The 25,872-nt window shown below is 70.9% G+C and carries 20 protein-coding genes and 1 pseudogene; 11 read left to right on the top strand and 10 right to left on the bottom strand.

Going from position 1 to position 25,872, the window contains the following annotated elements; genetic code table 11:
* The first annotated feature begins 17 nt into the window (after positions 1 to 17).
* The gene (locus tag DEI98_RS02135) at positions 18 to 659 is read left to right on the top strand and encodes a nucleoside/nucleotide kinase family protein (protein ID WP_110863622.1); all 642 of its coding nucleotides are present in this window, start codon (positions 18 to 20) and stop codon (positions 657 to 659) included.
* Positions 660 to 753: 94 nt separating this feature from the next.
* Positions 754 to 1,587 carry an SDR family oxidoreductase gene (locus DEI98_RS02140; RefSeq protein ID WP_111099740.1) on the top strand — a complete coding sequence of 278 codons (834 nt, stop codon included), beginning with the start codon at positions 754 to 756 and terminating at the stop codon, positions 1,585 to 1,587.
* Positions 1,588 to 2,940: 1,353 nt separating this feature from the next.
* Here DEI98_RS02140 and DEI98_RS18865 read toward each other — a convergent pair.
* The 4 genes and pseudogenes from DEI98_RS18865 to nucS all read right to left on the bottom strand — a co-directional run.
* Positions 2,941 to 3,486, bottom strand: a pseudogene (locus tag DEI98_RS18865) (ArnT family glycosyltransferase); the annotation flags it as partial.
* Between the two features lie 314 nt (positions 3,487 to 3,800).
* Entirely contained in the window at positions 3,801 to 5,081 is a 1,281-nt protein-coding gene (locus DEI98_RS02150) for a CynX/NimT family MFS transporter (RefSeq protein WP_111099742.1), read from the bottom strand.
* Positions 5,078 to 5,752, bottom strand: a complete 675-nt coding sequence (locus DEI98_RS02155; RefSeq protein ID WP_111099743.1) for an HAD hydrolase-like protein — start codon at positions 5,750 to 5,752, stop codon at positions 5,078 to 5,080. The genes DEI98_RS02150 and DEI98_RS02155 overlap by 4 nt, the downstream gene beginning before the upstream one ends.
* 101 nt (positions 5,753 to 5,853) lie before the next feature.
* Positions 5,854 to 6,549, bottom strand: coding sequence for an endonuclease NucS (gene nucS / locus DEI98_RS02160; protein ID WP_017887754.1), 696 nt, complete (start codon positions 6,547 to 6,549; stop codon positions 5,854 to 5,856).
* A gap of 175 nt (positions 6,550 to 6,724) precedes the next feature.
* Here nucS and DEI98_RS02165 point away from each other — a divergent pair, with 175 nt between their 5' ends.
* The 6 genes from DEI98_RS02165 to DEI98_RS02190 all read left to right on the top strand — a co-directional run bounded on the left by DEI98_RS02165 (position 6,725) and on the right by DEI98_RS02190 (position 14,834).
* Positions 6,725 to 8,122 carry a cytosine permease gene (locus DEI98_RS02165; protein ID WP_110863617.1) on the top strand — a complete coding sequence of 466 codons (1,398 nt, stop codon included), beginning with the start codon at positions 6,725 to 6,727 and terminating at the stop codon, positions 8,120 to 8,122.
* A 160-nt stretch (positions 8,123 to 8,282) separates the two neighbouring features.
* Entirely contained in the window at positions 8,283 to 9,839 is a 1,557-nt protein-coding gene (locus DEI98_RS02170; protein ID WP_111099744.1) for a hydantoinase/oxoprolinase N-terminal domain-containing protein, read from the top strand.
* Positions 9,836 to 11,020, top strand: coding sequence for a DUF917 domain-containing protein (locus tag DEI98_RS02175; RefSeq protein WP_258370711.1), 1,185 nt, complete (start codon positions 9,836 to 9,838; stop codon positions 11,018 to 11,020). Before DEI98_RS02170 ends, DEI98_RS02175 begins: the two co-directional genes overlap by 4 nt.
* Positions 11,017 to 12,141, top strand: coding sequence for a DUF917 domain-containing protein (locus DEI98_RS02180; RefSeq protein ID WP_111099745.1), 1,125 nt, complete (start codon positions 11,017 to 11,019; stop codon positions 12,139 to 12,141). Before DEI98_RS02175 ends, DEI98_RS02180 begins: the two co-directional genes overlap by 4 nt.
* 78 nt (positions 12,142 to 12,219) lie before the next feature.
* Positions 12,220 to 13,314, top strand: a complete 1,095-nt coding sequence (locus DEI98_RS02185; RefSeq protein ID WP_111099746.1) for a DUF917 domain-containing protein — start codon at positions 12,220 to 12,222, stop codon at positions 13,312 to 13,314.
* Positions 13,311 to 14,834: a CdaR family transcriptional regulator gene (locus DEI98_RS02190; protein WP_111099747.1), complete on the top strand. Its 1,524-nt coding sequence runs from the start codon at positions 13,311 to 13,313 to the stop codon at positions 14,832 to 14,834. Before DEI98_RS02185 ends, DEI98_RS02190 begins: the two co-directional genes overlap by 4 nt.
* 12 nt (positions 14,835 to 14,846) lie before the next feature.
* Here the strand turns inward: DEI98_RS02190 and DEI98_RS02195 are convergent, their stop codons facing one another.
* Complete coding sequence (locus DEI98_RS02195; protein WP_111099748.1) at positions 14,847 to 16,130, bottom strand: MFS transporter; 1,284 nt, start codon at positions 16,128 to 16,130, stop codon at positions 14,847 to 14,849.
* Positions 16,131 to 16,245: 115 nt separating this feature from the next.
* Between DEI98_RS02195 and DEI98_RS02200 the strand changes: the two genes are divergently transcribed.
* Positions 16,246 to 17,379, top strand: coding sequence for a substrate-binding domain-containing protein (locus DEI98_RS02200; protein ID WP_111099749.1), 1,134 nt, complete (start codon positions 16,246 to 16,248; stop codon positions 17,377 to 17,379).
* 288 nt (positions 17,380 to 17,667) lie between these two features.
* Here the strand turns inward: DEI98_RS02200 and DEI98_RS18200 are convergent, their stop codons facing one another.
* The 5 genes from DEI98_RS18200 to DEI98_RS02215 all read right to left on the bottom strand — a co-directional run bounded on the left by DEI98_RS18200 (position 17,668) and on the right by DEI98_RS02215 (position 24,625).
* Positions 17,668 to 18,093 (bottom strand): hypothetical protein, encoded by a 426-nt coding sequence (locus DEI98_RS18200; protein ID WP_146243386.1) that lies wholly within the window; start codon positions 18,091 to 18,093, stop codon positions 17,668 to 17,670.
* Between the two features lies 1 nt (position 18,094).
* Complete coding sequence (locus DEI98_RS02205; RefSeq protein WP_181437896.1) at positions 18,095 to 21,667, bottom strand: amidase domain-containing protein; 3,573 nt, start codon at positions 21,665 to 21,667, stop codon at positions 18,095 to 18,097.
* 215 nt (positions 21,668 to 21,882) lie between these two features.
* Complete coding sequence (locus tag DEI98_RS18465) at positions 21,883 to 22,047, bottom strand: hypothetical protein (RefSeq protein WP_181437897.1); 165 nt, start codon at positions 22,045 to 22,047, stop codon at positions 21,883 to 21,885.
* Between the two features lie 11 nt (positions 22,048 to 22,058).
* On the bottom strand, positions 22,059 to 23,246 hold the full coding sequence (locus DEI98_RS02210; RefSeq protein ID WP_111099751.1) for a lipopolysaccharide biosynthesis protein: 1,188 nt from the start codon (positions 23,244 to 23,246) through the stop codon (positions 22,059 to 22,061).
* A 68-nt stretch (positions 23,247 to 23,314) separates the two neighbouring features.
* Complete coding sequence (locus tag DEI98_RS02215) at positions 23,315 to 24,625, bottom strand: MATE family efflux transporter (protein ID WP_111099752.1); 1,311 nt, start codon at positions 24,623 to 24,625, stop codon at positions 23,315 to 23,317.
* Positions 24,626 to 24,785: 160 nt separating this feature from the next.
* Here DEI98_RS02215 and DEI98_RS02220 point away from each other — a divergent pair, with 160 nt between their 5' ends.
* On the top strand, positions 24,786 to 25,376 hold the full coding sequence (locus DEI98_RS02220; protein WP_111099753.1) for a hypothetical protein: 591 nt from the start codon (positions 24,786 to 24,788) through the stop codon (positions 25,374 to 25,376).
* A gap of 85 nt (positions 25,377 to 25,461) precedes the next feature.
* Positions 25,462 to 25,869, top strand: coding sequence for a hypothetical protein (locus DEI98_RS02225; RefSeq protein ID WP_111099754.1), 408 nt, complete (start codon positions 25,462 to 25,464; stop codon positions 25,867 to 25,869).
* The last annotated feature ends 3 nt before the right edge of the window (positions 25,870 to 25,872 follow it).

Genomic DNA, 25,872 nt, shown 5'->3' on the forward strand with positions numbered 1-25,872 from the left:
TCTGCGAGGATGAGGCCGTGAGCGACTCCGGCACGACCGTCGACCAGGCCGTCGAGCGCGCCGTCGAACTGGCCCGTTCGAGCGAGCGCACCGTGCTCGGGATCGCCGGAGCACCGGGCGCCGGCAAGTCCACGCTCGCCCGTCGCATCGTCACCGCCGTCGACGACCGCCTGGGTGCCGGCACGGCGGTGCAGGTCCCGATGGACGGCTTCCACCTGTCGAACGCGGCGCTCGACGCCCTCGGCCGGCACGACCGCAAGGGCGCGGCGGACACCTTCGACGCCGACGGCTACGTCGCGCTCGTCCGCCGACTCGTCGCCGCCGACGAGGACGTGGTGTGGGCGCCGGACTTCGACCGTCGCGTCGACGAACCCGTGGCCGGCAGCATCGCGGTGCCCCGCGCAGCCCGACTCGTGGTGTCCGAGGGCAACTACCTGCTCGACGACACCGCACCGTGGTCGGCGCTGCCGGCGCTCTTCACCGAGACCTGGTTCTGCGCCGTCGCCGACGACGTGCGGCTCGACCGCCTGGTCGGCCGGCACATGCGGCACGGCCGCGACCACGACGCCGCCCGCGCATGGGCGGTGGAGGTGGACGGCGTGAACGCCGCGAGGGTCGCGCCCACGGTGATCCGGGCCTCCAGGACGGTGTGGACGTGACCACCGACCGACGCGACCGTCGACGACCACCAGGCGACCCCGACAACGACTTGACCCCGACGACGACCACGCGACACCGACACGAGGAGCGACCATGACCATCGCCATCACCGGAGCGACCGGCAACATCGGGGGCGCCGTGAGCGCGGCGCTCGCCGCGGACGCCGTGCCGTTCCGGATGCTCGTGCGCGACGCCTCCCGTGCGCCGGAGCTTCCGGGTACCGAGGTCGCCGTCGCGACCTTCGCCGACGCCGACGCGAGTCGAGCGGCGCTGCAGGGCGTCGAGGTGCTGCTCATGGTCTCGGCGGCCGAGGCCCAGGACCGCCTCGACCAGCACCGGGCGTTCGTCGCCGCGGCGGCCGACGCGGGCGTGCGGCACGTGGTCTACACGTCGTTCCTCGGCGCGGCTCCCGACGCGACCTTCACGCTCGGACGCGACCACTGGGCGACGGAGCAGGCGATCCGCGAGAGCGGGATGGCCTTCACGTTCCTGCGCGACAGCTTCTACCTGGACTTCGTCGAGGACCTGGTCGGTGAGGACGGCGTGATCCGCGGCCCCGCCGGCGACGGCGCCATGGCCGCGGTGGCCCGTGCCGACGTCGCCCGCGTCGCGACGGCGGTGCTGCACGACCCGGACGCGCACCGCGACCAGACGTACGAGCTGACCGGCCCCGAGGCGATCACCCTCGCCCAGGCGGCGGCGATCGTGTCCGAGGTCCGCGGCCGCACGGTCAGCTACCACCCGGAGACCCTCGACGAGGCGTACGCATCACGTGCGCAGTGGAACCCGGAGCCGTGGCAGGCCGACGCCTGGGTGAGCACCTACACGGCCATCGCCGAGGGGGCGCTCGCGCACGTGTCCGGCGACGTCGAACGCATCACCGGGCGTCCGCCGATGTCCCTGCGCGAGGTGCTCGCCGCGAGCTGACCCGTGGTGGCGGTGCGCACCGGGTCCGACCGACGGCCCGGGCAACCCGCAGTGCCACACGGTCCAGGCGATGCCGTCCGCCCGGCGCGGCTGCATCGGCAGGCGTGCGTGCCGGGTGCCGCTGGTGAGTGCTCGGCAGCCCCCGGCCAGTGCGGCGCGCAGGACCGGGTCGGTGCGGGGCGCGTGGGCCTCGACGACGAGGACGCGCAGGCCGTCGGCGATCCTCCGGCGGATCTGGTGCGTCGTGAAGACGGGCACGGTGCCCGAGAACCCGCCGTCCGTCAGCACGGGGAGTCCGGTCGCGTCGATGACGGGTGCGGAGATGTGCCACGTGTCCGTCATGAAGAGCGGTTCGTCGTGCCGGTACCCCTCCAGGCGTCGCGCGGTCGCGACGAGTCGGCTGAGGGCACGCGGGTAGGGCGTCGACCCGCCCCACGGGTCCGGGCGCGACACGTGGAAGACGTCCGGGCTGCCGACCGGGATCGGCCAGCGCGCGGGCCACGGCCCGACCGACGCGTCGACGCCGCTGCCGTCGCGGGTCGCGTCGAGGGCCTGCAGTGAGAACGCGGCGGGTCCGGCGACGAGCGCGAGCCCGGCTGCCAGCGCGATGACCGTCCGGGAGGCCCGGTGCCGGTCCGGCCCGCGCGTCGCCTCCCAGCGGGGTCGCCGCCACACCGCCACCAGCGTCGCGACGACGGCGACCGTCGAGACGGCGATCGCGGGCACGGCGAGCACGCTCGGCATCGCGGTGCCCCGCGCGAGGAACACCACCCAGCCCAGCTGCGCCGCGGCGAGGACGACCGGGAGCGCCCGGAGTCCTCGAGCCTGCGCCCGGACGAGCCCGACCGCACCGCGCCACCCGAGTGCTGCGAGCAGGGCCAGCTGCACGCCGATCGCGGCGACGTAGGCGGTGTGCGGCACCGCGGCCACCGAGAGCACGGCCGCCGCGGTGCCGAGCCAGACCACCAGGACGGCCAGGGTGGCGGATCCGGCGCGGGTGTCGAACGCGTGCCCGAACGGGGAGCCGAGGGCACCGGGTCGCTCCGCACGGCGGCGGACGAGCACCACGGCCGCGACCACCACGCCGAACACCGCCGCGGGCAGGAGCCAGGCGACCTGTGACGCCAGGTGCGGTCCGAGCAGCTTGCCGAACCCGGCCGGACCACCGCGCCAGGTGTGCGGACCGAACGGCACCGTGAACGACCGGACGGATCCGGGCACCGCGCCGGGCAGGAACCGGTCGATGCCGTTGTACCCGAACACCATGGCGAGCGGACTGTCGTCGGTGGAGCCGTCGGCCCACGGCCGCGAACCCGACGGGGTGAGCGCCAGCGCGGTGACCCACGACAGCGAGGCCACGACCGCGACGATCCCGAGCACCCCGGCACGGACCACCCGGGTGCCGAAGCGGAAGGGACGGCCGTCGTGCCGGGCCGAGGCCAGCAGGGTGCCGAGCAGCAGTGCCGGCAGGACGAACCACGCCTGCACCATCTTCGCCTGGAACCCGACGCCGACGGCCAGGCCCGCGGCGACGAGCGGCCACCAGCGCCCGGTCAGTGCCGCGTGCTGCCAGCACAGCAGGGCGACGGCCAGCGCGGCGGTGACCATACCGTCCTCCATCGGGTGCGCGAACATCGACACGAAGACAGGCGTCGACCCGGCTGCTGCGGCGGCGACGAGGCCCGTGCCGACCCCGGCCCAGCGGAGCCCGACCAACGAGCAGGCCCACAGGGTGACGAGCCCCTCGACGACCTGGGGGAACGCGAGCGCGGCGGTGGAGTGCCCGAACAGCCGGAGGCTCAGCGCCTGCGGGACGGCGAAGCCGCTGAGCTTGTCGAGCGTCACCGTCGCCGAGGGGTCGAACGCGCCCGAGAACAGCGCCGGCCACGACTCGGACATCGACCGCGCCGAGGCCTGGTAGAAGCTGAAGTCCCCGCCACGGCCCAGGTTCCAGGCGAGCAGCACGGTCGTGCCGCCCGCGATCACGAGCAGGGTGAGCCGTGCTGCGAGCGGCTGGTCCCGCCACCGGGCGGGTCGTCGGATGTCCACTCTCCGGACCTTGGCCGTCCGGGATGACGACCGGCCGGGACCGTGCCGCCAGCTGGCCCCGAAGCCGGTCCGCGCGCTGAGGGGTCGTGCGGGTGCGGCCCCCGTCGGTCAGCGCCTCGGGGGTCGAGCCGGAGCGGGGTCTCAGCCGGCGTTCGGGTTCGGGGTCAGGACACCCGTCGCGCGGCGAACGTCCCGACGACGCCGAGGGTGAGCACCGCGACGAGTACGACGAGCAGCGGCGCCGTCCAGTTCCCCGTCGCACCGTGCAGCGCGCCGGCGACGAGCGGCCCGGCCGACCCGAGCAGGTACCCGCCGCCCTGCACGAACGCGGACATCCGGCGGGCGTCGGCGTCGCTCGAGACGATTCGCACGATGACGATGAAGATCACGGTGATGCCGCCGCCCTGGGCTGCACCGCCGAGCACCGACCACAGCAACCAGAGCTGCGGGGCGAACAGCAGCCCGAGCGGCATCGCCAGCCACAGGGTGCCGACCAGGGCGATGATCGCCGCCGGACGCCACCGGGTCGCGAGCAGCGGGACACCGAGCGCCCCGACGACGGCCAGGATCTGGAACACCGACGAACTCGCACCCGACGACGCCTTCGAGAACCCGATCTCGTCGTGCAGCAGCGTCGGGATCCACGCGGTGAGGGCGTAGTACGAGAACGCCTGACCACCGAAGGCGAGTGTCAGGCCCCAGGTGATGAGCCGTCGTGCCGGCCGGATCGGCTCGGCGACGGCGACCCGTGCGGCCTCGGCGGCACGGGCGGTCCGGATCGCCCCGGTGTCGAGCACCTGGTCGATGGGCCCGGTGACCGGCAGCGGTTCGTCCCGCTCGGACGGCAGCGGGCGTCGCCAGGCGGCCCGAGCACCGACCGCGTAGGTCCAGGCGGCGGCGGCGATGAGTGCGAAGACCGCCCAGATCGCGATGGCGACCGACCAGCCCCACACGGCGGCCAGGGGAGCGGTGCCGAGCGACGTGATCATCGACCCGACGTTGAGCGCCGACGTGTACACGCCGGTGACCAGGCCGACGCGTTCCGGTGAGGTGTCCCGCCGGATGACCACCGGGATGACCACGTTGCCGATCGTGATGCCGATGCCGATGACCGCGGTGCCGATCAGCAGCGCCGCCGACGAGGGCATCGAGCGCACGACGGTGCCCGCGAGCACGATGACGAGCGACAGCGAGACCGCGCGCTCGGGGTCGGCCTTCGCGATGACCCAGCTGGCGAACGGCGTCGCGAGCGCGAAGCACAGCACCGGGATCGTCGTCAGCAGCCCGGCGATCGTCGCGGTCAGGCCGAGGTCGGCACGGACGTCGCCGATGACCGGGGCGGTCGCGACGATCGGGCCGCGGAAGTTCAGTGCGATCAGGACGATGGCCGCCGGCAGCAGCCAGGCGGCACCGCGGAGCCCCCGCCGGACGACGTCGCCGGTCATGCGGACGGCGTCGCGGACGGCAGCAGGATCGGCAGCAGGTCGAGCGGGGTGGCGGCACGGGCGATGGTGCCCTCGGCCTCGTCGGGGGAGCCGTAGCCCCACTCGGCGAAGACGACCGGGACGCCGTGCACGGTCGCGCCCTCGACGTCGTGCTTCCGGTCGCCGATCAGCACCGGGCGGCTGATGTCGAAGCCGTGGGCCTCGAGGCGTCGCAGGGCCTCTTCGACGACGTCGGCCTTGCTCGACCGCACCTCGTCGTCGCTCGCGCCCGTGATGATGTCGATGTCCCCGGTGAGCCCGTAGTGCTCGAGGATGTAGGTCGCCGGGGTCTCCGGCTTGCTCGTCGCCGTCGAGATCGGCAGCCCCGCCTGGTGCAGGGTGCGCAGCACGACGTCGATGTCCGGGAACATCTCGGAGTCGAGCGCCCCGTGCGAGAAGTAGTGCTCGCGGTAGACGGCGAGGGTGCGGTCGGCCAGTTCGTCGTCCATGCCCATCGCGATCCGGAACGTGTCCATGATCGGCGGGCCCACGAACGACATCAGGGTGTCGTGGTCCGGCACCGGGACGCCGACGGCGCGGAAGGTGTGCGTCAGGCTCTCGAGGATGCCCGGCGCGGAGTCGCTGATGGTGCCGTCGAGGTCGAACAGGATGGCGGAGAACGGGCTGGTCATGTCCTGTCCACCCTAGCCGGGCCGTGGCGGCGACCATCCGGGATCCGTCGGCGGCGGGGCGGGGGTGCGCCGTGCCTCCAGGCCGGACGGCCCGACGCGGGTCAGAACAGGCGGGTGTGGCCGCCCTCGATGCCGCGCATCGCGTCGTAGTCGAGCACGAGGACGCGGATGCCGCGGTCCTCGGCGAGGGTGCGTGCCTGCGGTGCCACCGTCTGCGCCGCCAGCACGCCCTGCACCGGGCGCAGGTGCGGGTCGCGGTTCATGAGCTCGAGGTACCGGGTGAGCTGCTCGACCGCGTCGATGTTGGCGTTGCGCTTCATCTCGACCGCGACGCTCGCCCCTGCGTCGTCACGCGCCAGGATGTCGACCGGCCCGATCGCCGTCATGTACTCGCGACGGACCAGGGTGTGGCCGTCACCGAGGAGCTCGATCTGCTCGGCCAGGAGCTGTTGCAGGTGCGCCTCGACCCCGTCCTTCACCAGGCCCGGGTCGACGCCCAGGTCGTGGGTCTCGTCGGACACCACCTCGTACAGGGAGACGATGAGCTTGTCCTGCGTCTTCTTCTGCGTCACCGTCCACACCTGCGTGATGCCGGCGACCGACTGCTCCTCGTCCGGCTCGGTGATCTCGATCGAGCAGGGCGGACTCATCCAGTTCAGCGGCTTGTAGCTGCCGCCGTCGGAGTGCACGAGCAGGGAGCCGTCCGCCTTCAGCATGAGCAGGCGGGTCGCGAGCGGCAGGTGGGCTGAGAGCCGGCCCGCGTAGTCGACGGAGCACCGGGCGATGACGAGACGCACCCCGGAAGCCTAACCGGCGTGGTGTCGTGGACCAGACGAGCCGCGCTGCCTGTGCAGCGCGCACGGATTCACATGCCCGTAACGACGTTCTGCACATGTACCGCAATCCGATGCCGTCCTACCGTGGCTGACACCCCGATCGGCCCACGCCGACACCCCTCCCCGAGGAGCCACGATGGCCAGCGAGACCGCAGTGTCAGCACCACGAACCCCCCGTTCCGAGTCGGTCGCCGTCGACGACTACTCGCTCAGCCGAGTCCCGATGTCCGCGCGCTACGGCTGGTTCCAGGTCGCCGTGCAGCGCTTCGGGCAGATCTCGGCCCTGTCCCAGTTCCTGCTCGGTGCGACGCTCGGCTTCGGCATGAGCTTCTGGGACGCCTTCTGGGCGATCACCCTGGGCGCCGTGATCCTGGAGATCGTCTCGGTCCTCGTCGGCGTCATCGGCGTCAAGGAGGGCCTCAACACCTCGGTCATCGCCCGCTGGACCGGGTTCGGCAAGGCCGGCTCGGCGCTGGTCGGGCTGGCGATCGGGCTGAGCCTGATCGGCTGGTTCGGCATCCAGTCGGGCGTCTCGGCGGCCGGCCTCGTCTCGATCCTGCCGATCCTGCCCGCCTGGGCGTGGTCGCTCGTGTTCGGGCTGCTCGTCACCGCGATCGTCCTGCGCGGGTTCCACTCGATGCAGTGGCTGGCGAACGTCACCGTGCCGCTGTTCCTGGTGCTCGTCGGCTGGGCGGTCATCGTCGAGCTGAGCCGCCACTCGATCGCCGAGCTCGCCGCGCGTGCCCCGGCCGGTCCGGAGCTGAGCTTCGTGGCCGGCACCACCCTGGTGGCCGGCGGGTTCATCGTCGGTGCGGTGATCACGCCGGACATGACGCGCTTCAACCGGTCGGTCGGCGACGTCGTGAAGCAGACGCTGCTCGGCGTGACGCTCGGCGAGTACGTCATCGGCCTGGCCGGTGTCCTGCTCGCACACGCCGTCGGCTCCGCGGACATCACCCGCGTGATCACGTCGAGCGTCGGCTGGGTCGGCATCCTCGTGATCCTGCTCGGCACGTTCAAGATCAACGACTGGAACATCTACAGCTCGAGCCTCGGCGTCACGAACTTCATCGACGCGGTGTTCGGCAAGCAGGTGAACCGCGGGCTCGTGACGCTCGTGATGGGCGTCGTCGGCTCGGTGCTCGCCGCCGTCGGGTTCCTCGGGGCCCTGACACCGTTCCTGTCCGTGCTCGGGGTCGTCTTCCCGCCCATCGCCGGGATCATGGTGGCGGAGTACTTCGTCGTGAAGCGCTGGCGCCGCGAGCTGAGCGACGCCGAGAACATCCCGGCGACCTCGCCCACCTGGGTGCCGGCCACCCTGGTCATCTGGGCGATCGCCTCGCTCATCGGGTACTTCGTCGCCGTCGGCATCCCGTCGATCAACTCCGTGGTCATCGCCTTCGTGCTCTACGTGGTCGCCGGCAAGGTCGGGCTGATCCGCGGCGTCGGTGTCAGTCGGACCGAGGCCGCGCCGGCTGCATCGTCCGCCCCGGTCGCCGCAGCACCCGCCGCACCGGCCACCCCGGCCGCCTGACCCGGGCGCTCCCCGAACGGCCGGTTGCGTCGGCGCACCCCTGATCCGCGCGACGGCGCGGCCGGTCCCCACAACAGGCACCACCCCACGAACCAGCAACACCCCCCCCGCGAAGACCCCGCACCCGCACCACCGCACCCGCACCACCGAAGGGAACCCCATGCGCATCGGCATCGACGTCGGCGGCACCAACACGGACGCCGTCCTGATGGACGGCAGCACCGTCCGTGCGGCGGTCAAGCGGTCCACCACCCCCGACGTCACCTCGGGCATCGTCGCCGTGCTCGACGGCCTGCGCGAGCAGCACGCCTTCGGCCCCACGGACATCGACGGCGTGATGATCGGCACCACCCACTTCATCAACGCCCTGGTCGAGGCACGCGGCCTCGCCCCGACCGCCGCGGTCCGCCTGGGCCTGCCGGCGACGGCGTCACTGCCCCCGTTCACGGACTGGCCCGGGCACCTGGTGTCGGCCGTGCACGCGCAGCCGTTCCTGGCCCACGGCGGCCACGAGTTCGACGGCCGGGTCATCTCGGAGCTCGACCCCGAGGAACTCAAGCGGCACGCGGGTGCCATCGCAGCGGCGGGCATCCGTTCCGTCGCGATCTCGTCGGTGTTCTCCCCGATCAACGACGAGTTCGAGCAGCGCGCGCAGGAGATCATGGCCGCCGAGCTCGGGCCGGACGTGGCGTTCTCGCTGTCGTCCGAGATCGGTCGCATCGGCCTGCTCGAGCGCGAGAACGCGACGATCATCAACGCGGCGCTCCGTGAGCTCGCCGACCGCATCGTCGACGGCCTGTCCGGGTCGGTCACGGGCAGCGGCATCGATGCGCCGCTCTTCCTGAGCCAGAACGACGGCACCCTGATGGACGTCGAGTACGCCCGTCGCTACCCGGTCGCGACGTTCGCCTCGGGCCCGACGAACTCGATGCGTGGTGCAGCCGTGCTGTCCGGCTTCGACACCTGCGCGGTCGTCGACGTCGGCGGCACGACGAGCGACGTCGGCGTCCTGACCGCGGGCTTCCCACGGGAGGCCACCGGCGAGGTCGCCGTCGCCGGCATCCGCACGAACTTCCGGATGCCCGACGTCCTGTCCGTCGGCATCGGCGGCGGCTCCCGCATCCGCGAGGACGGCAGCGTCGTCGGGCCGGACTCCGTCGGGTACCGCCTGACCGAGGAGGGCCTGGTCTTCGGCGGCACCACCCTGACCGCCACCGACGTGGCCGTCCGCGGTGGCCGCGGCGCGATCGGGGACCCGTCGCTCGTCGCCGGGGTGCCCGCCGAGGTCGCCGCACGCGCCCTCGACGTCATCGCGGAGCGCGTCGCCGACATCGTCGAGCGGATGCGCACCTCGTCCGATCCGCTGCCCGTCGTGGCGGTCGGCGGCGGCTCGGTGCTGCTGCCGGACACCCTGCCCGGACTCGGCACCGTGCACCGCCCGGAGCACTACTCGGTGGCCAACGCCATCGGTGCGGCGATCGCGCAGGTCAGCGGCGAGGTCGACAAGGTCTACGCGATCAGCGACGGCCGTCGGTCCGCCGTGGTCGACGAGGCCCGGCAAGAGGCGGTCGACCGCGCCATCGCGGCCGGCGCCGACCCCGGCTCGGTGGACATCGTCGACTTCGACGAGGTCCCGATCCCGTACCTGCCGGGCAACGCGACGCGGATCCGCGCCAAGGCCGTCGGCGACCTGGCACTCGGGGCGCTGGTCCGATGAGCGCCACGCAAGCAGCGCCCCGCGCCGCAGCCGCGCAAGCCGCAGCCACGCAAGCCGCCCTCACAGCACCCCTCCTCACCGCCATCGGCGCCGACTGCTCCGCCCTCGCCCGCGGCGCCGCGATCCTCGGCACCGGCGGCGGCGGTGACCCCTACATCGGACGCCTGCTCGCCGAGGCCGCCGTCCGCACCCACGGCCCGGTCGAGATCGTCCAGGTCGAGGACCTGCCCGACGACGCCGTGGTGCTCTCGGTCGCGATGATCGGCGCACCCACCGTGATGGTCGAGAAGCTGCCGTCCGCCGGCCAGTTCGCCGAGGCGATCCGCAGCCTGTCGGCGTTCCTCGGGGTCACCCCCACCCACCTGGCCTGCATCGAGGTCGGCGGCGTGAACTCGACGACCCCGATCGTCGCCGCGGCCGAGCTCGGCCTGCCCCTGGTCGACGGTGACGGCATGGGCCGCGCATTCCCCGAGGTGCAGATGGTGCTGCCGACCCTGTCCGGGGTCAGCGCGACACCGATGGCCCTGGCCGACGAGAAGGGCAACACCGTCGTCTTCGACACGGTGGACAACCGGTGGGCGGAACGGCTCGCCCGCACGGCGACGGTCGAGATGGGCTGCTCCGCGATCACGGCGCAGTACGCGATGTCCGGTGCGCAGGTGAAGGAGTCGTTCGTCCGCGGCAGCCTGTCGCTGAGCGTCCGGCTCGGCGAGACGCTGGTCCGCGCACGCAGCGAGAACGCGGACCCCGTCACGGCGGTCACCGAGGTGCTCGGCGGCACGGTCGTGTTCGAGGGCAAGGTCGCCGACATCGAGCGCAAGACCGTCACCGGGTTCGCCCGTGGCACGGCCCGCATCGCCGGTTCCGGCAGCGACACCGGCCTGGAGGCGGTGCTCCGGTTCCAGAACGAGCACCTGCTGGTCGAGGTGGCCGGCCAGGTCCGCACCACGGCTCCCGACCTCATCATCACCCTGGACGCCGAGACCGGCGAGCCGATCACCACCGAGGCCCTGCGCTTCGGCGCCCGCATCCGGGTCGTCACCGCACCGGCCGACGAGCGCTGGCACTCCCCGGACGGCCTGCGCCTGGCCGGCCCTCGGTACTTCGGCTACGACACCCCCGCGGTCCGCCACGACGGCACCACGAGCGCGGGCGAGACGAACACGGGAGCGCACCGATGAGCTGGATCCTCGACGTCGACGACCTGCCAGACCTGGCCCGCGGCGCCGCGCTGCTCGGCACCGGCGGCGGGGGCGACCCCACCGTCGGGATGCTCCTGGTCCGTGCTGCGATCGAACAGCACGGCCCCGTCACGATCCTCGACCCGTCCGAGGTGCCCGACGACGCCCTCGTCATCCCCACGGCGCAGATGGGCGCACCGACCGTGGTGCTCGAACGCATCCCGGCCGGACCGGAACCCCTCGGCGCCCTCCGTCGGCTCGAAGCCCACCTGGGCCGGACGGCGACCGCGACGATGCCCATCGAGTGCGGCGGCATCAACTCGATGATCCCGCTGCTCGTCGGTGCCACCGGCGGCCTGCCCGTCGTCGACGCGGACGGCATGGGCCGCGCGTTCCCCGAGCTGCAGATGGAGACGTTCTCGGTCTACGGCGTCCCCGGCAGTCCGCTGGCGATCAGCGACGAGAACGGCCACGGCGTCATCATCGAGACCGGCACGGACAACAAGAAGATGGAGTGGCTCGCCCGCGGGGTCACCATCCGGCTCGGCGGCGTCGCCTACATCGCCGAGTACGCGATGTCCGGCCGCCAGGTGAAGGAGACCGCCGTCCCGCGCACGCTCTCCCTGGCACTCGCCGTCGGTCGGGCCATCCGAGTTGCCCGCGAAGCCCACCGCGACCCCATCGACGCGCTCGCCGAGGCCCTCGGCACGACGATCTACACGCACCTGCGCGAGCTGTTCGACGGCAAGGTCGTCGACGTCGAGCGCCGCACGGTCGACGGGTTCGCCCGCGGTCGTGCCACCGTGCAGGGGACCGACGGCTCCGAGCTCGAACTCCGGTTCCAGAACGAGAACCTCGTCGCCCGGCGTGACGGGCAGCTCGTGGCCGTCGTGCCTGACTTGATCTGCGTCCTCGACGCCGAGACCGCCGAGCCGATCACCACCGAACGCCTGCGGTTCGGGCAGCGCGTCCGGGTCATCGGCATCTCGACCCCCGACCTGATGCGGACCCCGGAGGCGCTCGCCGTGTTCGGGCCGTCGTGCTTCGGGCTCGACGAACCGTTCGTCCCGGTCGAGGACCTGCACGAGCACGTCCGCCCGGCCGCCCCGGCGGTCGGCTGACGAACGGCCGCGCGCCGACCCCGGTGCCCGGCCCGTGCGCCCGGCCCCGAGACGCGACCACGGCAGCAGAATGGACCCATGGACCAGGGTGAGCGGCGAGGCGGCGGTGTGGCGGGCCTCCAGGCCGACGACGCGACCGTCTTCGGACGCGGCACCGCCCTGCTCGGCTGCGGTGGTGGCGGCCGCGTCGACCACATGGTCAGCGCGCTCCGATTCGCGCTCGGCGACCGCAGCGTGCCGGTCGTCGACCTCGACGACCCCGCGCTCGGCTCGGTGGTCGCCGTCGGGCTGATCGGGTCGACCACCGTGCTCGAGGAGAAGATGCCGAGCGGCGACGAGCTGCCGGCCGCGCTCGCGGCGGTCGAACGCTGGACGGGCACCCGTGCCGACGCCGTCGTCGCCGCACAGATCGGCGGCGTGACCGGACCGGCCGCGGCCCTCACCGCACACGCCGCCGGACTGCCGCTCGTCGACGCGGACCTGGTCGGCCGCGCGGTCCCGCGCATCGACCAGCTGTCGGTCTTCGTCGGCCCGACCACGACGGTCACGGCGGCGGCTGCGACCACGAGCGGCCTGCGGATCGTCGTCGACGCCCGGCACCCCCACGACGTCGAGACGGTCTGGCGCGAGGCCGTCTCGCACAGCGGCGGCTGGGCGGCCTTCGCGATCGGCCCGGTCCCGGTCGCGCTGCTGCGCGAGCGGGCCGTCGTCGGCAGCGTGCAGCGCGCCCTCCGGATCGGACGCGCAGCGGGTGGCGCACGGGACGCGGCGGAACTCGCCGCGCTCATCGGCGGACGGGTCGTCGCGCAGGGCCGGGTCATCGACGTGCAGCGCGAGGGGGACGCCCTCGCGTTCGTCCGCAGCAGCCTGGCCATCCGCGACGCCGACACCGGTGCGGTCGCCCGGGTCGAGGCGGGCAGCGAGTACGTGCACTGCCTGGTCGACGGCCTGCCGGTCGCCAGCACGCCGAGCGTCATCACGGTCGTCGACGCGCGCTCGCTCGCGCCGGTGGCGACCGACCGCACGCGGGTCGGCAACGAGCTCGCGGTGCTCGTGCTGCCGTCGGCGCCGTGGTGGTGGGCGGAACCCGACCGCACCGCGCGCATGGGACCGCGGGCGTTCGGCATCGACGCGGACGTCGTCCCCGAGGCCGTGGGCCAGGTGCTCACGTGAACGCCGTCGGCGACCTGCTCCCGCTCCTGCCGCCCGGCACCCGCCTGCTCGTCGGCCCCGGCAGCACCGCGGTCCGGAGCGTCCGCGGGGTGGTGGGGGCCCCGGACCAGGTCGGCCGGTCCCTGGCGTCGGGCGACGACGTCGTCGTGCTGCTCACCCCGGTCGACCGCGCGGACGCGCGCTTCGACGTGCTGCTGCGCCGGGCCTCCGCGGCCGGCGCCACCCTGCTCGTCGTCGACGGATCGCTGGAGCTCGGCCCCGGCACCACGACGCTCGCCGACCGGCTCGGCGTCGCCGTGCTCGCCACCCCGGACCCCTGGGCGACCTCGGTCCGCCTGCACGAACTCATCGGCACAGGGATGGGTCCGGCGGCCCGTGCAGCCCTCGACGCCTCCCGCGTCGCGCTCGACGCCGGCCCCGAACTCGACGACCTGTTCGCCCGGCTCGACCGCTCGCTCGGCCACCCCGTGCGGTTCCTCGACGCCTCGGGCCTGGCACTCCGCGGAGCCGCCGTCGACGACGCGGCCCGCGCCGTGCTCGTCCGCCGCGCCGGCACGAGCGACGTGCTGACCGCCGAGGGCGTCGACGAGACGCTCGTGGCGATCCCGGTCGGCACCGGCATCGGACCGCGCGCCTGGCTGGCCGTCGGCCTGCCCGTCCCGATCACCGCCGAACAGCAGGTGATCGCGAGTGCCCTGCAGGTCGCCGCCGTCGCCGTCGGGCACCGGCTGCTGCTCACCCGGCTCGACGACGAGCGCGACGCCCGCTACCGGATGGCGATGCTCGACGAACTCCGCGCGGCCGACGGGGCGCCCGCCCCGCAGCTCGTGCAGCGGACCATCGCCGCCGGGTGGCGGCTGGACGCCTGGCACGTCGGTGCGCGCGTGGTCGCGCGGCAGGGCGTCGACCTGGTCGCGCTCCGCCAGCAGGTCGACGCCGCGGTGCGCGCCGAGGGACTCGACGCGGTCGTCGTCGAACAGGCGGACGGCTGGGTGCTGTGGCTGTCGGAACCCGACGAACCAGGCCGGGAGGCAGTGGCCGACATCGCGGGTAGGCTGCGGCGCGCGCAGAACACGCTCCGCACCACCGTGGAGACCAACGTGGGCGTCGGCAGTCTGCAGGCCGGTCCTGCCGGGCTGGTCCGGACGCTCGGCGAGGCGGGCGACGCCGCCCGTCTGGCCGCCAGCCGTCCGGAGTCGGGGCACTTCGTGCACGTGGACCGGCTCGGGCTCGCGCAGCTGTTGCTCGCGTGGACGCAGACGGACACGTTCCTGCCGGCGTCGCGGCAGTTGCTCGCACCGCTCGAACGCGGTGGCGGGGCGCTCCTGACGACGCTCGCCGCCTACCTGGACGCGGAGTCGTCGATCGCCGAGACCGCCGCGGTGCTCGGCGTGCACCGGAACACCGTGTCCGACCGCATCGCGCGGGTGGAGCGGCTGCTCGGGGTGGACCTGTCCGACCCCGAGACCCGGCTCGCCCTGCACCTGGCGACGCGGGCGCGGGCGGGCGACGGCGGCTGAGGGCTCGCTGCGTCAGCTGCGGTCGCTGGCTCGCTCGGTCTCGCGCTTCGTGGTCCCGCTCGTCTTGTCGGTCCCGCGGGCGGGCCGGGCGGCGGCACCGGTCTCGCGCGCCGCACCCGAGGCCAGGCCGGCCGCGATGATGAACACGAAGACGATCAGCAGCGCACCGAGCAGGCCGATCTCCTCGCCGAGGAACCCGATCAGGGGCGGCCCTGCCAGGAACGCCACGTAGCCGATCGTCGCGACGGCGCTGACCTTGGCGGCCGCGGTGCGGGGGTCGTCGGCCGCGGCGGACATGCCCATCGGGAAGCCGAGGCTGGCACCGAGACCCCAGAGCACGACGCCCACGATCGCGAGTGGCACGTTGTCGATGAAGATGAGCATGCCGAGGCCGACCACCGCGACGGCGGCGCTGATGCGCAGGATCGGCACGCGGCCGAACTTGTCGATCAGTGGGCTGCCGGCAACACGACCGGCGGTCATCGCGGCCAGGAACACCGTCAGCACGGCGGCACCGCCGGCGTTGTCGAGCCCGTGGCCGTCGATCATCGCGAGGGGCAGCCAGTCGTTCGCGGACCCCTCGGCCAGCGCCATACCGAGCACGATCACGCCGATGAGCAGGGTGGAGGGCTGTGCCCAGACCTGCCAGCGGGTGAGCGGGGTCGCGACCGGGCTGGTGTCGGTGGACACCGGCTGCTCGAAGCGGTGCTCGTCCTGGAACTTCGTGACGGCGACGAGCATGGCGGCGCTCGTGATGACCACGAGCACGATGAAGTGCCACGAGACCGGGATCTCGAACCGCTCCGCCAGCGCACCGAGGCCTGCACCGGCGAGCGTGCCGAGGCTGAACGCGGCGTGGAACAGCGGCATGATCGTGCGGCCGCCGGCCTTCTCGGCGGCGGCGCCGGAGACGTTCATCGACACGTCGCACAGGCCGTTCCCGAAGCCGAACGCGATGAGCGCGATCCAGATGGCGGCGAAGCCCCACCCGAGCGTGACCGCCACACCGGCGAAGATCATCCCGACCGCCAGGCACGCCGCAGCCACCTGCACGCCCCGCCTCGCACCGAGCTTCGCGACGATGTGCCCGGCGAACGTCAGGCCGCCGATCGAGCCGACGGCCATGCCGAGCACGAGCAGACCCATCTCGAACGTGCTCGCCCCGAGGGAGTCGCGGACGCTCGGGATCCGGCCCAGCCACGTCGCGATGTCGAGCCCGGACAGGGTGAACACCACGAACACCGCGATGATCCAGGCCTTGGTGGTCGGGACGGTGCGGGTGGACGGCGTCGTCATGGTGGTTCCCATCGTGCTGCGGCGAGCGTGGTGCTGCGCGTTCTGGTGCGTGTCGGTGCTGGTCTTGCGGCTGTCGAATCGATTCGACCGCTCGTTCCGGCTACGCTAACGGGCGATGGACGAACCGGCAACAGGACCCGGCGCGTCGCCTTCCCGCGGCGGCGTCACCCGTTCGTCGCGCCCGACGCTGGCAGCGGTCGCCCGTGCTGCCGGGGTCGCGCCGTCGACGGCCTCGCTCGCCTTCAGCGGTCTCGGCCCGGTGTCCGAGGACGCCAAGGCCCGCGTGCTCGCCGCTGCCGCCGACCTCGGTTACGGCGGCCCCGATCCCCGTGCCCGTTCGCTGCGCCGCGGTCGTTCCGGCGTCATCGGTGTCGTGATGGACGAGCGGCTGAGCGACGCCTTCCGTGACCCGGTCAACGTCCTGACGCTCGACGGCATCGCCGAGGTCGCGGGTGCCGCCGGTGCCTCGCTGTTGCTCGTCCGGAGTCCGCTCGACGATGAGCAGGGCGCCGGCCCGTTGGTCGACGCCCCGATGGACGCCGTCGTGCTCGTCGGGTGCAACGTGCGGATCGACCCAGCCGTCGCCGTGCTGCGCCGTCGGCAGATCCCCGTCGTCGCGATCGAGGCGGACGAGATCGAGGGTGCCGTCCCCGTCCAGCTCGACAACCGCGATGCTTCACGCCGTGCTGCGGAGTACCTGCAGGGGCTCGGCCACCAGGACGTGACCGTCGTGACCCTGCCCCTCGACGCCGCACGCCGACGCGGGCCGATCGACGCAGCCAGGCAGGCCGAGGGCATCGCCTTCACCACGCTCGAACGCCTGCGTGGTGTGCGCCAGGTGTACCCGGACGCCGTCGCGATCGAGACCGCCGGCAGCTCGGTGGAAGAGGGACGTCTCGCTGGCACGGAGCTCTTCGCACCGGACGACCCCCGCCCCACCGCCGTCATCGCACAGAGTGACCTGATCGCCGTCGGGGTGATCTCGGCTGCACTCGACGCCGGACTCCGTGTGCCCGAGGACGTCAGCGTCGTCGGGTTCGACGGCATCACCGTGGACGACAGCCTGCTCCACCGCACCCCGATCCGGCACCTGACCACCCTGGTGCAGCCCTTCGTGCAGAAGGGCCAAGCCGCAGCCCGTGCTGCCCTGGCCATGCTCGAGGGGGCGGAGCCGCAGCCGGCGTCGTTCACCTCGGAGTTGCGGGTGGGGGACACGACGGGGCCGCCGCCCGGCGGAGGTTCGGATTGACTCCAGCCCAGATCCGACAAACGTGTGGCATTGGGCCCGGACCGTTGCACAGTCCAGAGGCGGAGTGCTCTGACGGGCCCCAGAATCACCCTTGTCCGACCGTCCATCGGTGCCGTGATGTGATGTCGATGCGCAACCCCCCTCGACGCCTGTGATGTTGACTTTGTTGGCGTTGGCGTTGGTGCTGGCGCCGGGGCTTTCAATCCCCGATGCTCCAGAATGATCATCGCGTGCGCGGCGGTGTCCGGTGCACTGGTCGGCGCTGGCGTGGGCAGGCCAAGCACGCGACTAACCCGTCTTGGCGGACAGTTCCGCCGTCATGCTCCAGCCCCGACCCTCCTTCCAGGACAACGTCACCCAGCACCCTTTCGCTTCCTTTTCGGCAGGGTGCACGAAGACGCCGACGATGGTCGTGACGACAGCATCGTTGTAGGTGACCTTGGCACCCGGTTTCAGAAGCGGCTCGCAGACCTTCCACGCTTTGACCGCTTCGGAACGCTGGTCCGGTGTTACCGCAGACACGAAGCGACCTTCGTCGTGATCCTTCAAGCCCTCGACCGCCGCTTGTCTCGCTGCGACCTCCGAAGCGTCCGAAGGTTCGCCTCCGACGTCTGTAGGGACGTTGTGCCCTGAGCAACCGACCAGTGCGATTGCCGCGAGGATCCCGACGCTCGCGATCAGAGTAGTGCGTGAGTGATTGCGTGCAGGCTTCATCTCAAATTCCGTAGGGATTGACGTAGAACGGTGCTGACATTCGAGGCTCCAGGTGTGACCACGTGTGACCGGAACCGAAGATTGCTTCATTCCTCGTGTTGTGCGAATGCTGCGATACGTAGATGTTGCTCCCGGTCACCTTTGTCACAACTGCAGCGTGGTCGATCGAACTCTTTCCGCCGCCGTTGAACGCTGCATAGGCGAGATAGCCGAGCTTGACGTTGCTTCTGCCAACACTCACCCCGCCGTGACTCATCTGGAAGTTGTAATTCTCGGGTTGGTGTCCCCAGGACATGGAGTAGAAGACATTTTTTCCGAAGGCCCGGTCGAGGAACCACCGATTCGGGTCGTGTGATATGTGCGTCGTGACTTCGTTGCCGACCATGTTGGCTAGGCCGCCCCAGTGCAGGGCCCGCGAGACGAAGTTGGTGCAGTCCGGGCTGAACCAGTTCGAGCTGTGCGGTTCTGTGGAGTAACGTAACGCCCAATTCGCCACGCCCGAGAGATTGACCTTCGGGCCGGTGACGCCCATCGCGGTGCGTGCGAACGTATGAGTGGTCGCAATTTTCGCATTGATGTTGCCTCCGGTCGGGCCTCGATACATCACGGAGCTCGCGCTGGTGGGATCTGGTCCGGCGCTTGCGGCCCACCCAGCTGCATCTTCAGCTGTGTCGGTGCTGGATGTCGTGGTCGGCTGGAGGAGCGCGTCCTGGTCTGCGTAACCCCCGAGTGATGCCTTCGTCCCGTGGGCCGTGAAGAGGTACGCTCCGGCGTCGTCAGACTCCCCGTCCACATCTACGGCGGGGCCGCCGCTCGTGTCGACGGTTGTGAACGTCCGTGTTGCGGTCGCGAAGAGGGTTACTCCCGCGGCAGTTGGTACTGCCAGGGTGTCCGTCAGTCTTGTGATGTCGTGGGCGTCTGACTGGTCGTTTTCGGATTCTGTAGCGAACTCGTCGAGGTAGCTCGTGCCGAGTAGCCCGAGCGCGGGCGTCACGATGGTTGCAGTAGATGTGGCCCCGATTGCGTCTGAAGTACTTGCCTCGCTGCCGCTTGCCAACTTGCTCTCCGCGTCGACGAGGTTCTGCAGCGCGTTCACGTAGAGGCTGGGGCTGTTGATGACGGCAGCCGGAGTCGTCGAACTTGAGATGCTCGTCGTTCCTGATCCTGCGGTGTTGTTGGCAGCGACGCTCACGGTGTATTCGGCGCCATTCGTGAGTCCTGTGAATACCGCGCGAGGTTCGCCGACTGTTTTGGTAGCTACCGTCGAGCCAGCTGCATCCGACACAGACACCGTGTACGAGGTGATTCCGTCCGTCGCTCCGGTCGTGTCGTACCACCCAGTGCGGATCGGGGAAGCCCAGGCAGCGATGAGTCCGCCGTCGCCACCGGTTGCTTTGAGGGCTCGGATTGGACCTGGGGTGTCCGCTGGGATGTAGTTGATGGTGATCGATGCGGGGCTGACCGCAGAGGTGGGCCCGTAGTAGATCTCTCCTGTTGCTCCGGTCGCCGTGTTCGTTTCCGATAGAACGGCTCCAAGATTGCCGGCTCCGTCACTGTCGTACCAGTCATTTACAAGCGAGGTGATGTCGTACGCGGTGGTGGACGGTGCTTCAGGGAACGTTAACGGCGTGTCGACTTCGATAGCGGCAAGAGCTGCGCCGGTCGCTGCCGACGATGTGTTCTCGGTTGCTTGCGCGATGGACAATGTCCCGCTCGAGCATGCTGTGCCGTAGCATCCGCTCGGCGTGATGTTCAACGACGCGGAAGCGATGGTCGCGCCAGCTGGGATGGTCGACAGGTCGGCGTGGAGTGCAGTTGCGTGATCAGCGTTTTCAGCGTCCACACCGAGTGCGATCTCGCCCGAGTTCAACGGGCAAGGTGAGCCTGAGCAATCCCCCTGCCCCTCGGGTGCACTCGTGGCACTTATGCCATCACCAGAGATGGTGAGTCGCTGCGTCTTCGAGGCGGCAGCCGTTGTGGGAGAGCCGACCACGAATGAGTGCCTAGCCGAGGTGGCTTGCGCCGCGCACGCGTCGTCCTGATAGGCGTGTACCCACCATGTGAAGGTGGCTCCAGGTGTTGCGTAGGCGGGCGGCAGATGAAATGTCATGGCCGCCCCGTTGTCCACGGTCTCCGTAGCAGTTGGTGAACCGTCGACGGCTTTGCCGGACGAGTCAACGACGTATATCTGACCGTTGATCGGGTCTGCCAATGAGTTCGTGAGGACCGCCGACAGCACCGGGACCCCTTCGGACGCACCGACAGTTGCGCTTGAGGCATCCGCAGCTTGCCCAAGGATGCTGTCAGTGTCATTGGCGCACATCGTTGAGGCTCCGCCGGCGTACCAGCCCTCGATGTCGACGACGTAGTCGACTGTGGCGCTGCTGAGGTTGTGAATCTCGATTGCGCCGTCCAGCCCGACGGGGACAGTGTTGGTGTTCGACCGGATCGAGTTCGGTGCGTACTCAACGTCGGAGATGTTCGGTTCCGCTGTGCCGTCAGCCCACGCACGCGCGAAGCCAGCAGTGTCGTTCGAAGCGTGGATCGCGGTGAGGTCCGCCACTACGGAGGACAAACCGTCCGCAGTGCTAGGGACACCATGAGTTCCACCGAGCGGCACGGTTACCGTCTTCCCCGCAGCGATCGACACGTGCGGTTTGACGCGACTGTCAAAAGCACGAGCCGCGCCTGCGGTGAATGATCCCGCCGTTGAAGACCCCGGGACGAAGTACCCCTCGATGTCGAGGTTCACCTTGATGGCTGAACCAGCGCGGTTCCACACTTCGAGCTTCCCATCCGAGCTCAGCGGGACATGGGCACTGATCGCTGTTGCGACATCAGTTGCCCCGGGGAAATGCAGGGACGTCGCAGGCGGGCTGGAGCCTGCCGGTCCGGGCGAGATGTAGCCGTGGGTGGTGCCCTGGTTCTTCACCACGAAATCTGCCACCACCGCGGTCGCGTTCGACGGAATCCCGTTGACCCCGGTCACCTGAATCGTGAAGTTGCCACTCGCCGCGACCGGCTGTTCGCCGACGTACCGCTTACCTGCGATCGCCACGTAACCACCGGTCGCGGACGGATCCGTGGAGTAGTAACCTTCCACGTCAATGACGAGCTGTGTCGATGCGTCTGCTCGCACCTGGACCGTGCCGTCACTGTTCACCGCGACATCCGCCTCGTTCGAGGTCGATCCGAGGCCGCCACCGTCGAATGTGCCGACGAGCGTTGCGGCGGTACTCGCGTTCGGGCGGGCGGTGACCTGGCCGAGGCCGCTCGGGCTCACCTCGATTACATTCAACGCCACGGCAGTCACTGAAGACGATGAGGGGATACCGAACTTCCCGGTTACCTGGACCGTGCGCCAGGCGTTCGCAGGCATCGAAGTGGTGTAGCCGCCCGTGCCGTCTCGGGTGTCGAGGATGCGGCCAGCTGTGGAGACGAACTGCGCGCCAGAAGACACCGCGGCGGCAGCAGGGCCTCCCGGCACCATCAAGACGGCGGCAACAAGCGCTGCAACCAGGGCTGCGGTCACAACAAGAAAGCGTGTTGACGTGAACATGCGGCTGAGGCGCATCAGAATCCCCTTGCTCCACCTGGGGTCTCCTCGGCGGCTCGATGTCAGCAAAGCGTAAGAGGGCGCCGGGAGTCCATGAGCGCCCCCACAGCCCACGCGGTAAGTCCCGATGCTGCTCAGAACCTCAGCCGCAGTGCTCGGAACACGTTCGTTCGCCGGCGTCATGGTCGCAGCCATGCTCACTGCTTGTCTGGCCGATCGGCTGGTGAAGCAGATCACGCGACGGAGATCGCTGCACCCGCGGCGCTTCTCTCGAAGATGACTTCGTAGCCACCTGCGGGTTCGTCACCGAGAGAATTGGAACGCTCAGCGAGACCGATCACCGTCAGGCGCCAGGAAAGGCCGTCAAGGCGACGCAGCGTTTCCGTGGGGACGAGCACGGACTCGATGGTCAGCCCCGCCGCACCCCGAGCCCCACCACCGCAACCAGGTTCACCGCACTCCCCACCAAGAACCCCGTCGTCCCACCAGCAACTCCGGCGACGGGCCCGAGCACCGCCATGAGCCCAGCCCCGACGACGAACCCGGCGACCGAGGCCAGCGCGACCTGGCGTGAACGTCCGGCGGCGAGCAGCAACGCGGCAGGCACGAGCCCGACGGTGAACACCCACACCGCGACCATCAGGTACCGCAGGTCCGCGACGGCAGCGGCGCCCTCGGCGGGGTAGACGATCGGTAGGAACCACCCGGCGAGCAGGGCGACCAGGCCGAAGACGACGGCGGACGCAGCAGCGAACCCGACGACGAGCAGCAGGGCTCCGCGTGAGCGCAGCGATCCACCGTCGGTCCGGTGCGCGAACGCCGGCACGAGCACCTGCCCCAGCGCCTGCCCGAGCATCGACGCCGGCGTCGCAAGGGTGAACGCAGCGGCGTAGACACCGGCGTCGTGCGCCGACGACGTCACCTGCGCCGAGATCATCGTCAACTGCAGCAACCCGTTCGAGGTCACCACCGCCAGCACGTTCCACGCTGCGAATCCGAGCACCCCGGCAGCGGGTTCGCGCGAAGCAGGCGCGAAGCCGTTGCCCCGCGGCCAGCACGCGATCGCGAACACCGTGTAGCCGATCGCCAGGGGGAGCAGCACGAAGGGCTCGAGCCGAGCGACGCACGCCACCACGAGCAACCCGAGCGCCAGGACGCTCGTCACCGAGTCCCACAGCGCCACCCGGGGTGCCCGGTCGTAGCCGAGCTGCGCGCCTCGGGCGTAGCAGTAGAGGCCGTAACCGACGACGACCGCGGCACCGCCGAGCACCATCCCGGGGCCGTTGCCCCAGGCCAGCGCGATCGGCACGGTGACCGCCGCGAGCACCGCGCTCGACACCAGCATGGACACCCCGAGTAGCCGGTTCACGGCGGCGTCCGAGCGCCGACCCCGCAGCGCAATCGCCAGGAACCGCGACGCGGTGTTGCCCGCGGCGTTCGGCCAGAGCAGCGCGACGAAGACCGAGAGTGACAGCAGCGCCGTGGTCTGCCCGAGGGTCTCGGTGCCGAACACCCGCCCGACGACGACGGTCACGAGCAGCTTCGCGACGCCCTGCACCCCGATGCCGACCGTGGCGAGGACGGCCGACGAAGCCACCGACGACGACGGCGCCGCAGGAGAATCAGGCCCGGCAGAAGAAGCAGGCCCAGCCGGAGACGACCCGCTCATCGCGCCAACGCCTGTTCCACCCAGCCGCGCCGGTGCGCCCGCACCCCGAGCGTCACCGCCCGGACCCCGATGTACCCGAGGGCGAAGGCCGCCCACAGCCCCGCGAGCGTCCCACCGAACCACCACAGCAGCGGCAGGTACACGACGAGGTTCACGCCTCCGGCGATGGCCAGGTACCGCGCGTCCCCGGCGCCGATCAGCACCCCGTCGAGCACGAAGACGTACCCGGCGACGGGCATCCCGACGGCGATGAGCACCAGCACGACGGGCAGGGCGTCCCGCACCGCCTGCGAGTCCGAGAACACCGGCCCGAGCACCCCGCTCACGGCCAGGGTCAGCACCCCGAGCAGGACACCACCGGCGATCCCGAGCAGCACGAGCCGTCGCGTCACCAGTCGCACCCGCTCCGGGTCACGTCCGCCGAGTCCGTGCCCGACGAGCGCCTGCCCGGCGATCGCCAGGGCGTCGAGCGCGAACGCCAGCGTCGAGAACACGGTCAGCCCGACCTGCGTCGTCGCCAGCCCGGTGGTCCCCAGTCCGGCAGCGGCCCCGACGGTCGCGAGCATCGCGATCCGCAGCGACGCGGTCCGCAGGAACAGCCAGGCGCCCGACCGCAGCGCCCGTGCGACGCCCGAGGCGCCGGGTCGCAGCGGCGCCCCCGACGACCGCGCGGCCCGCACCGCGATGCGCACGTAGACGACGGCCATCGCCCACTGCACGATGACGGTGCCGGCGGCGGATCCCTCGACGCCCCAGCCGGCGCCGTAGATCAGGACGGCGTTGAGCAGCCCGTTCGCGACGAACCCGATGGTCGCGACGACGAGCGGGGTCTTCGTGTCCTGCAGCCCACGCAGCAGTCCGGTCGAGGCGGTCACGACCAGGATGCCGGGCAGCCCGATCAGCGAGATGGTCAGGTACGCGGTGGCGGCGGCCGACACCTCGGCCGAGGCGCCGAACAGGTCGACGAGCGGCCCGGCGAGCGGCCACCCGACCAGCGCCAGCACCACCCCCAGCACGAGCGCGAGCCACATCCCGTCGATGCCCGCGTGCACGGCTCCGCGACGGTCGCCACCACCGAGCGCCCGCGCCACGGCCGGGGTCGTCGAGTACGCCAGGAACACCAGCAGCCCGGTCACCGTCGACAGCACGGCACTCGCGAGCCCGACGGCTGCCAGCGGCGTCGCCCCGAGGTGTCCGACGAGCGCGGTGTCGGTCAGCAGGAACAGCGGCTCGACCACGAGCGCTCCGAGCGCGGGCACCGCCAGCCGCACGATGTCGCGGTCGACCGCGCGCCGCTCAGCGGTCACAGCGGGTCGCGTCGGTCGGTGCACCGACCCATTCTGTCGGCGATGCCGAGCGCGCGCGTTTCGTAGCCAAGCTCGGGTCCCGAGGCTTTTAAAAAGTGAGCATCCCTAACATTCTGCCGTGCGTCGTCGATAGATCCGTCCACATCGAAGGGAAGCACTGATGGCCGACAACAAGATGACGAAGTCCGCTGGGGAACACTGGGTGTGTTCGATGCTCGCTCGGCAGGGTTGGGGTGCCGCGCTGACGCGCGATGGGCTCGCGCGGACGGACATCCTCGCCGTGCACACCGAGGACCTCTCGCGCCCCGCGATCGAGGTGCAGGTCAAAGCGGCTCGAGCAGCGTCCAACGTGAACTACCCACTCGGCTTGAACTCGCAGCAGACGGCGCGCTCGGATCGAGAGTGGTTTGTCTTCGTGAGCCTGCCGGAACAGTCCGACTACGTCTCGGCACCCCGTTCGTTCATCGTGCCTCGAGACCACGTTGCGGCTGCAGCCTTCATCGCGCACGAAGATTGGCGAACGGACCCCGACGCGGTTCCGGGAACCCGGAACGCGGGTGTCGACAGGTCCCGCGTACACATCAGCGTGTGGAGCGGGTACGAGGACCGGTGGGACCTGCTCGCCCAGCCGACCTCTGCTGTGCCGGTCATGTTGCCGGCGTGGTTCGAAGACCTCGCCTTCGGCGATCGCGTCGGACTCCCCGAGGGGCACCCTTGGCTCTTGAACCGCCCAGTTTGGGCGGATGCCTGATTCCGTCGGCGCACCTTTCGGAAGCATCGCCGCACCGATCGAGGCCAGGTCCGTCGTCGGACGATTCGCTTGATAGGTTCGCCACATGGAGAGCGTTCGACATGCTGAGCTGATCGCAGAGCTTGAGGCGTCTCGTGCCGAGGAATGGGGTCCGCGCGCTCTGCTCGCATGTCTCCGAAAACTCCGCGACGGCGGCCCGACCGAGGCGGCAAGCGTCGTCGTGCACGACGCCTGGGCCACGGCTGACGAGTTCCGGGTCGTCTACGACTCCCCGTGGCAAGGTCCTCGCGTCGGGATCATCCGCGACCGGTGGACGACGATCGACCGCACGGACGCCTACGCAACCGGCGACCAGTCGACTCCAGAGGAGTTCGGACAGGAGGTCGCCGACTTCAACATCGGCGAACCACTTGGCGCTTACCTCGACATCCTCGATTTCGATGCCGCTGGCCTGGGCTGGTGGGGCCACATCCCGTTGCGCAGCCGGCGCTGAGCA

Source organism: Curtobacterium sp. MCLR17_034, assembly GCF_003234485.1.
GTDB classification, from domain to species: Bacteria; Actinomycetota; Actinomycetes; order Actinomycetales; family Microbacteriaceae; genus Curtobacterium; species Curtobacterium flaccumfaciens.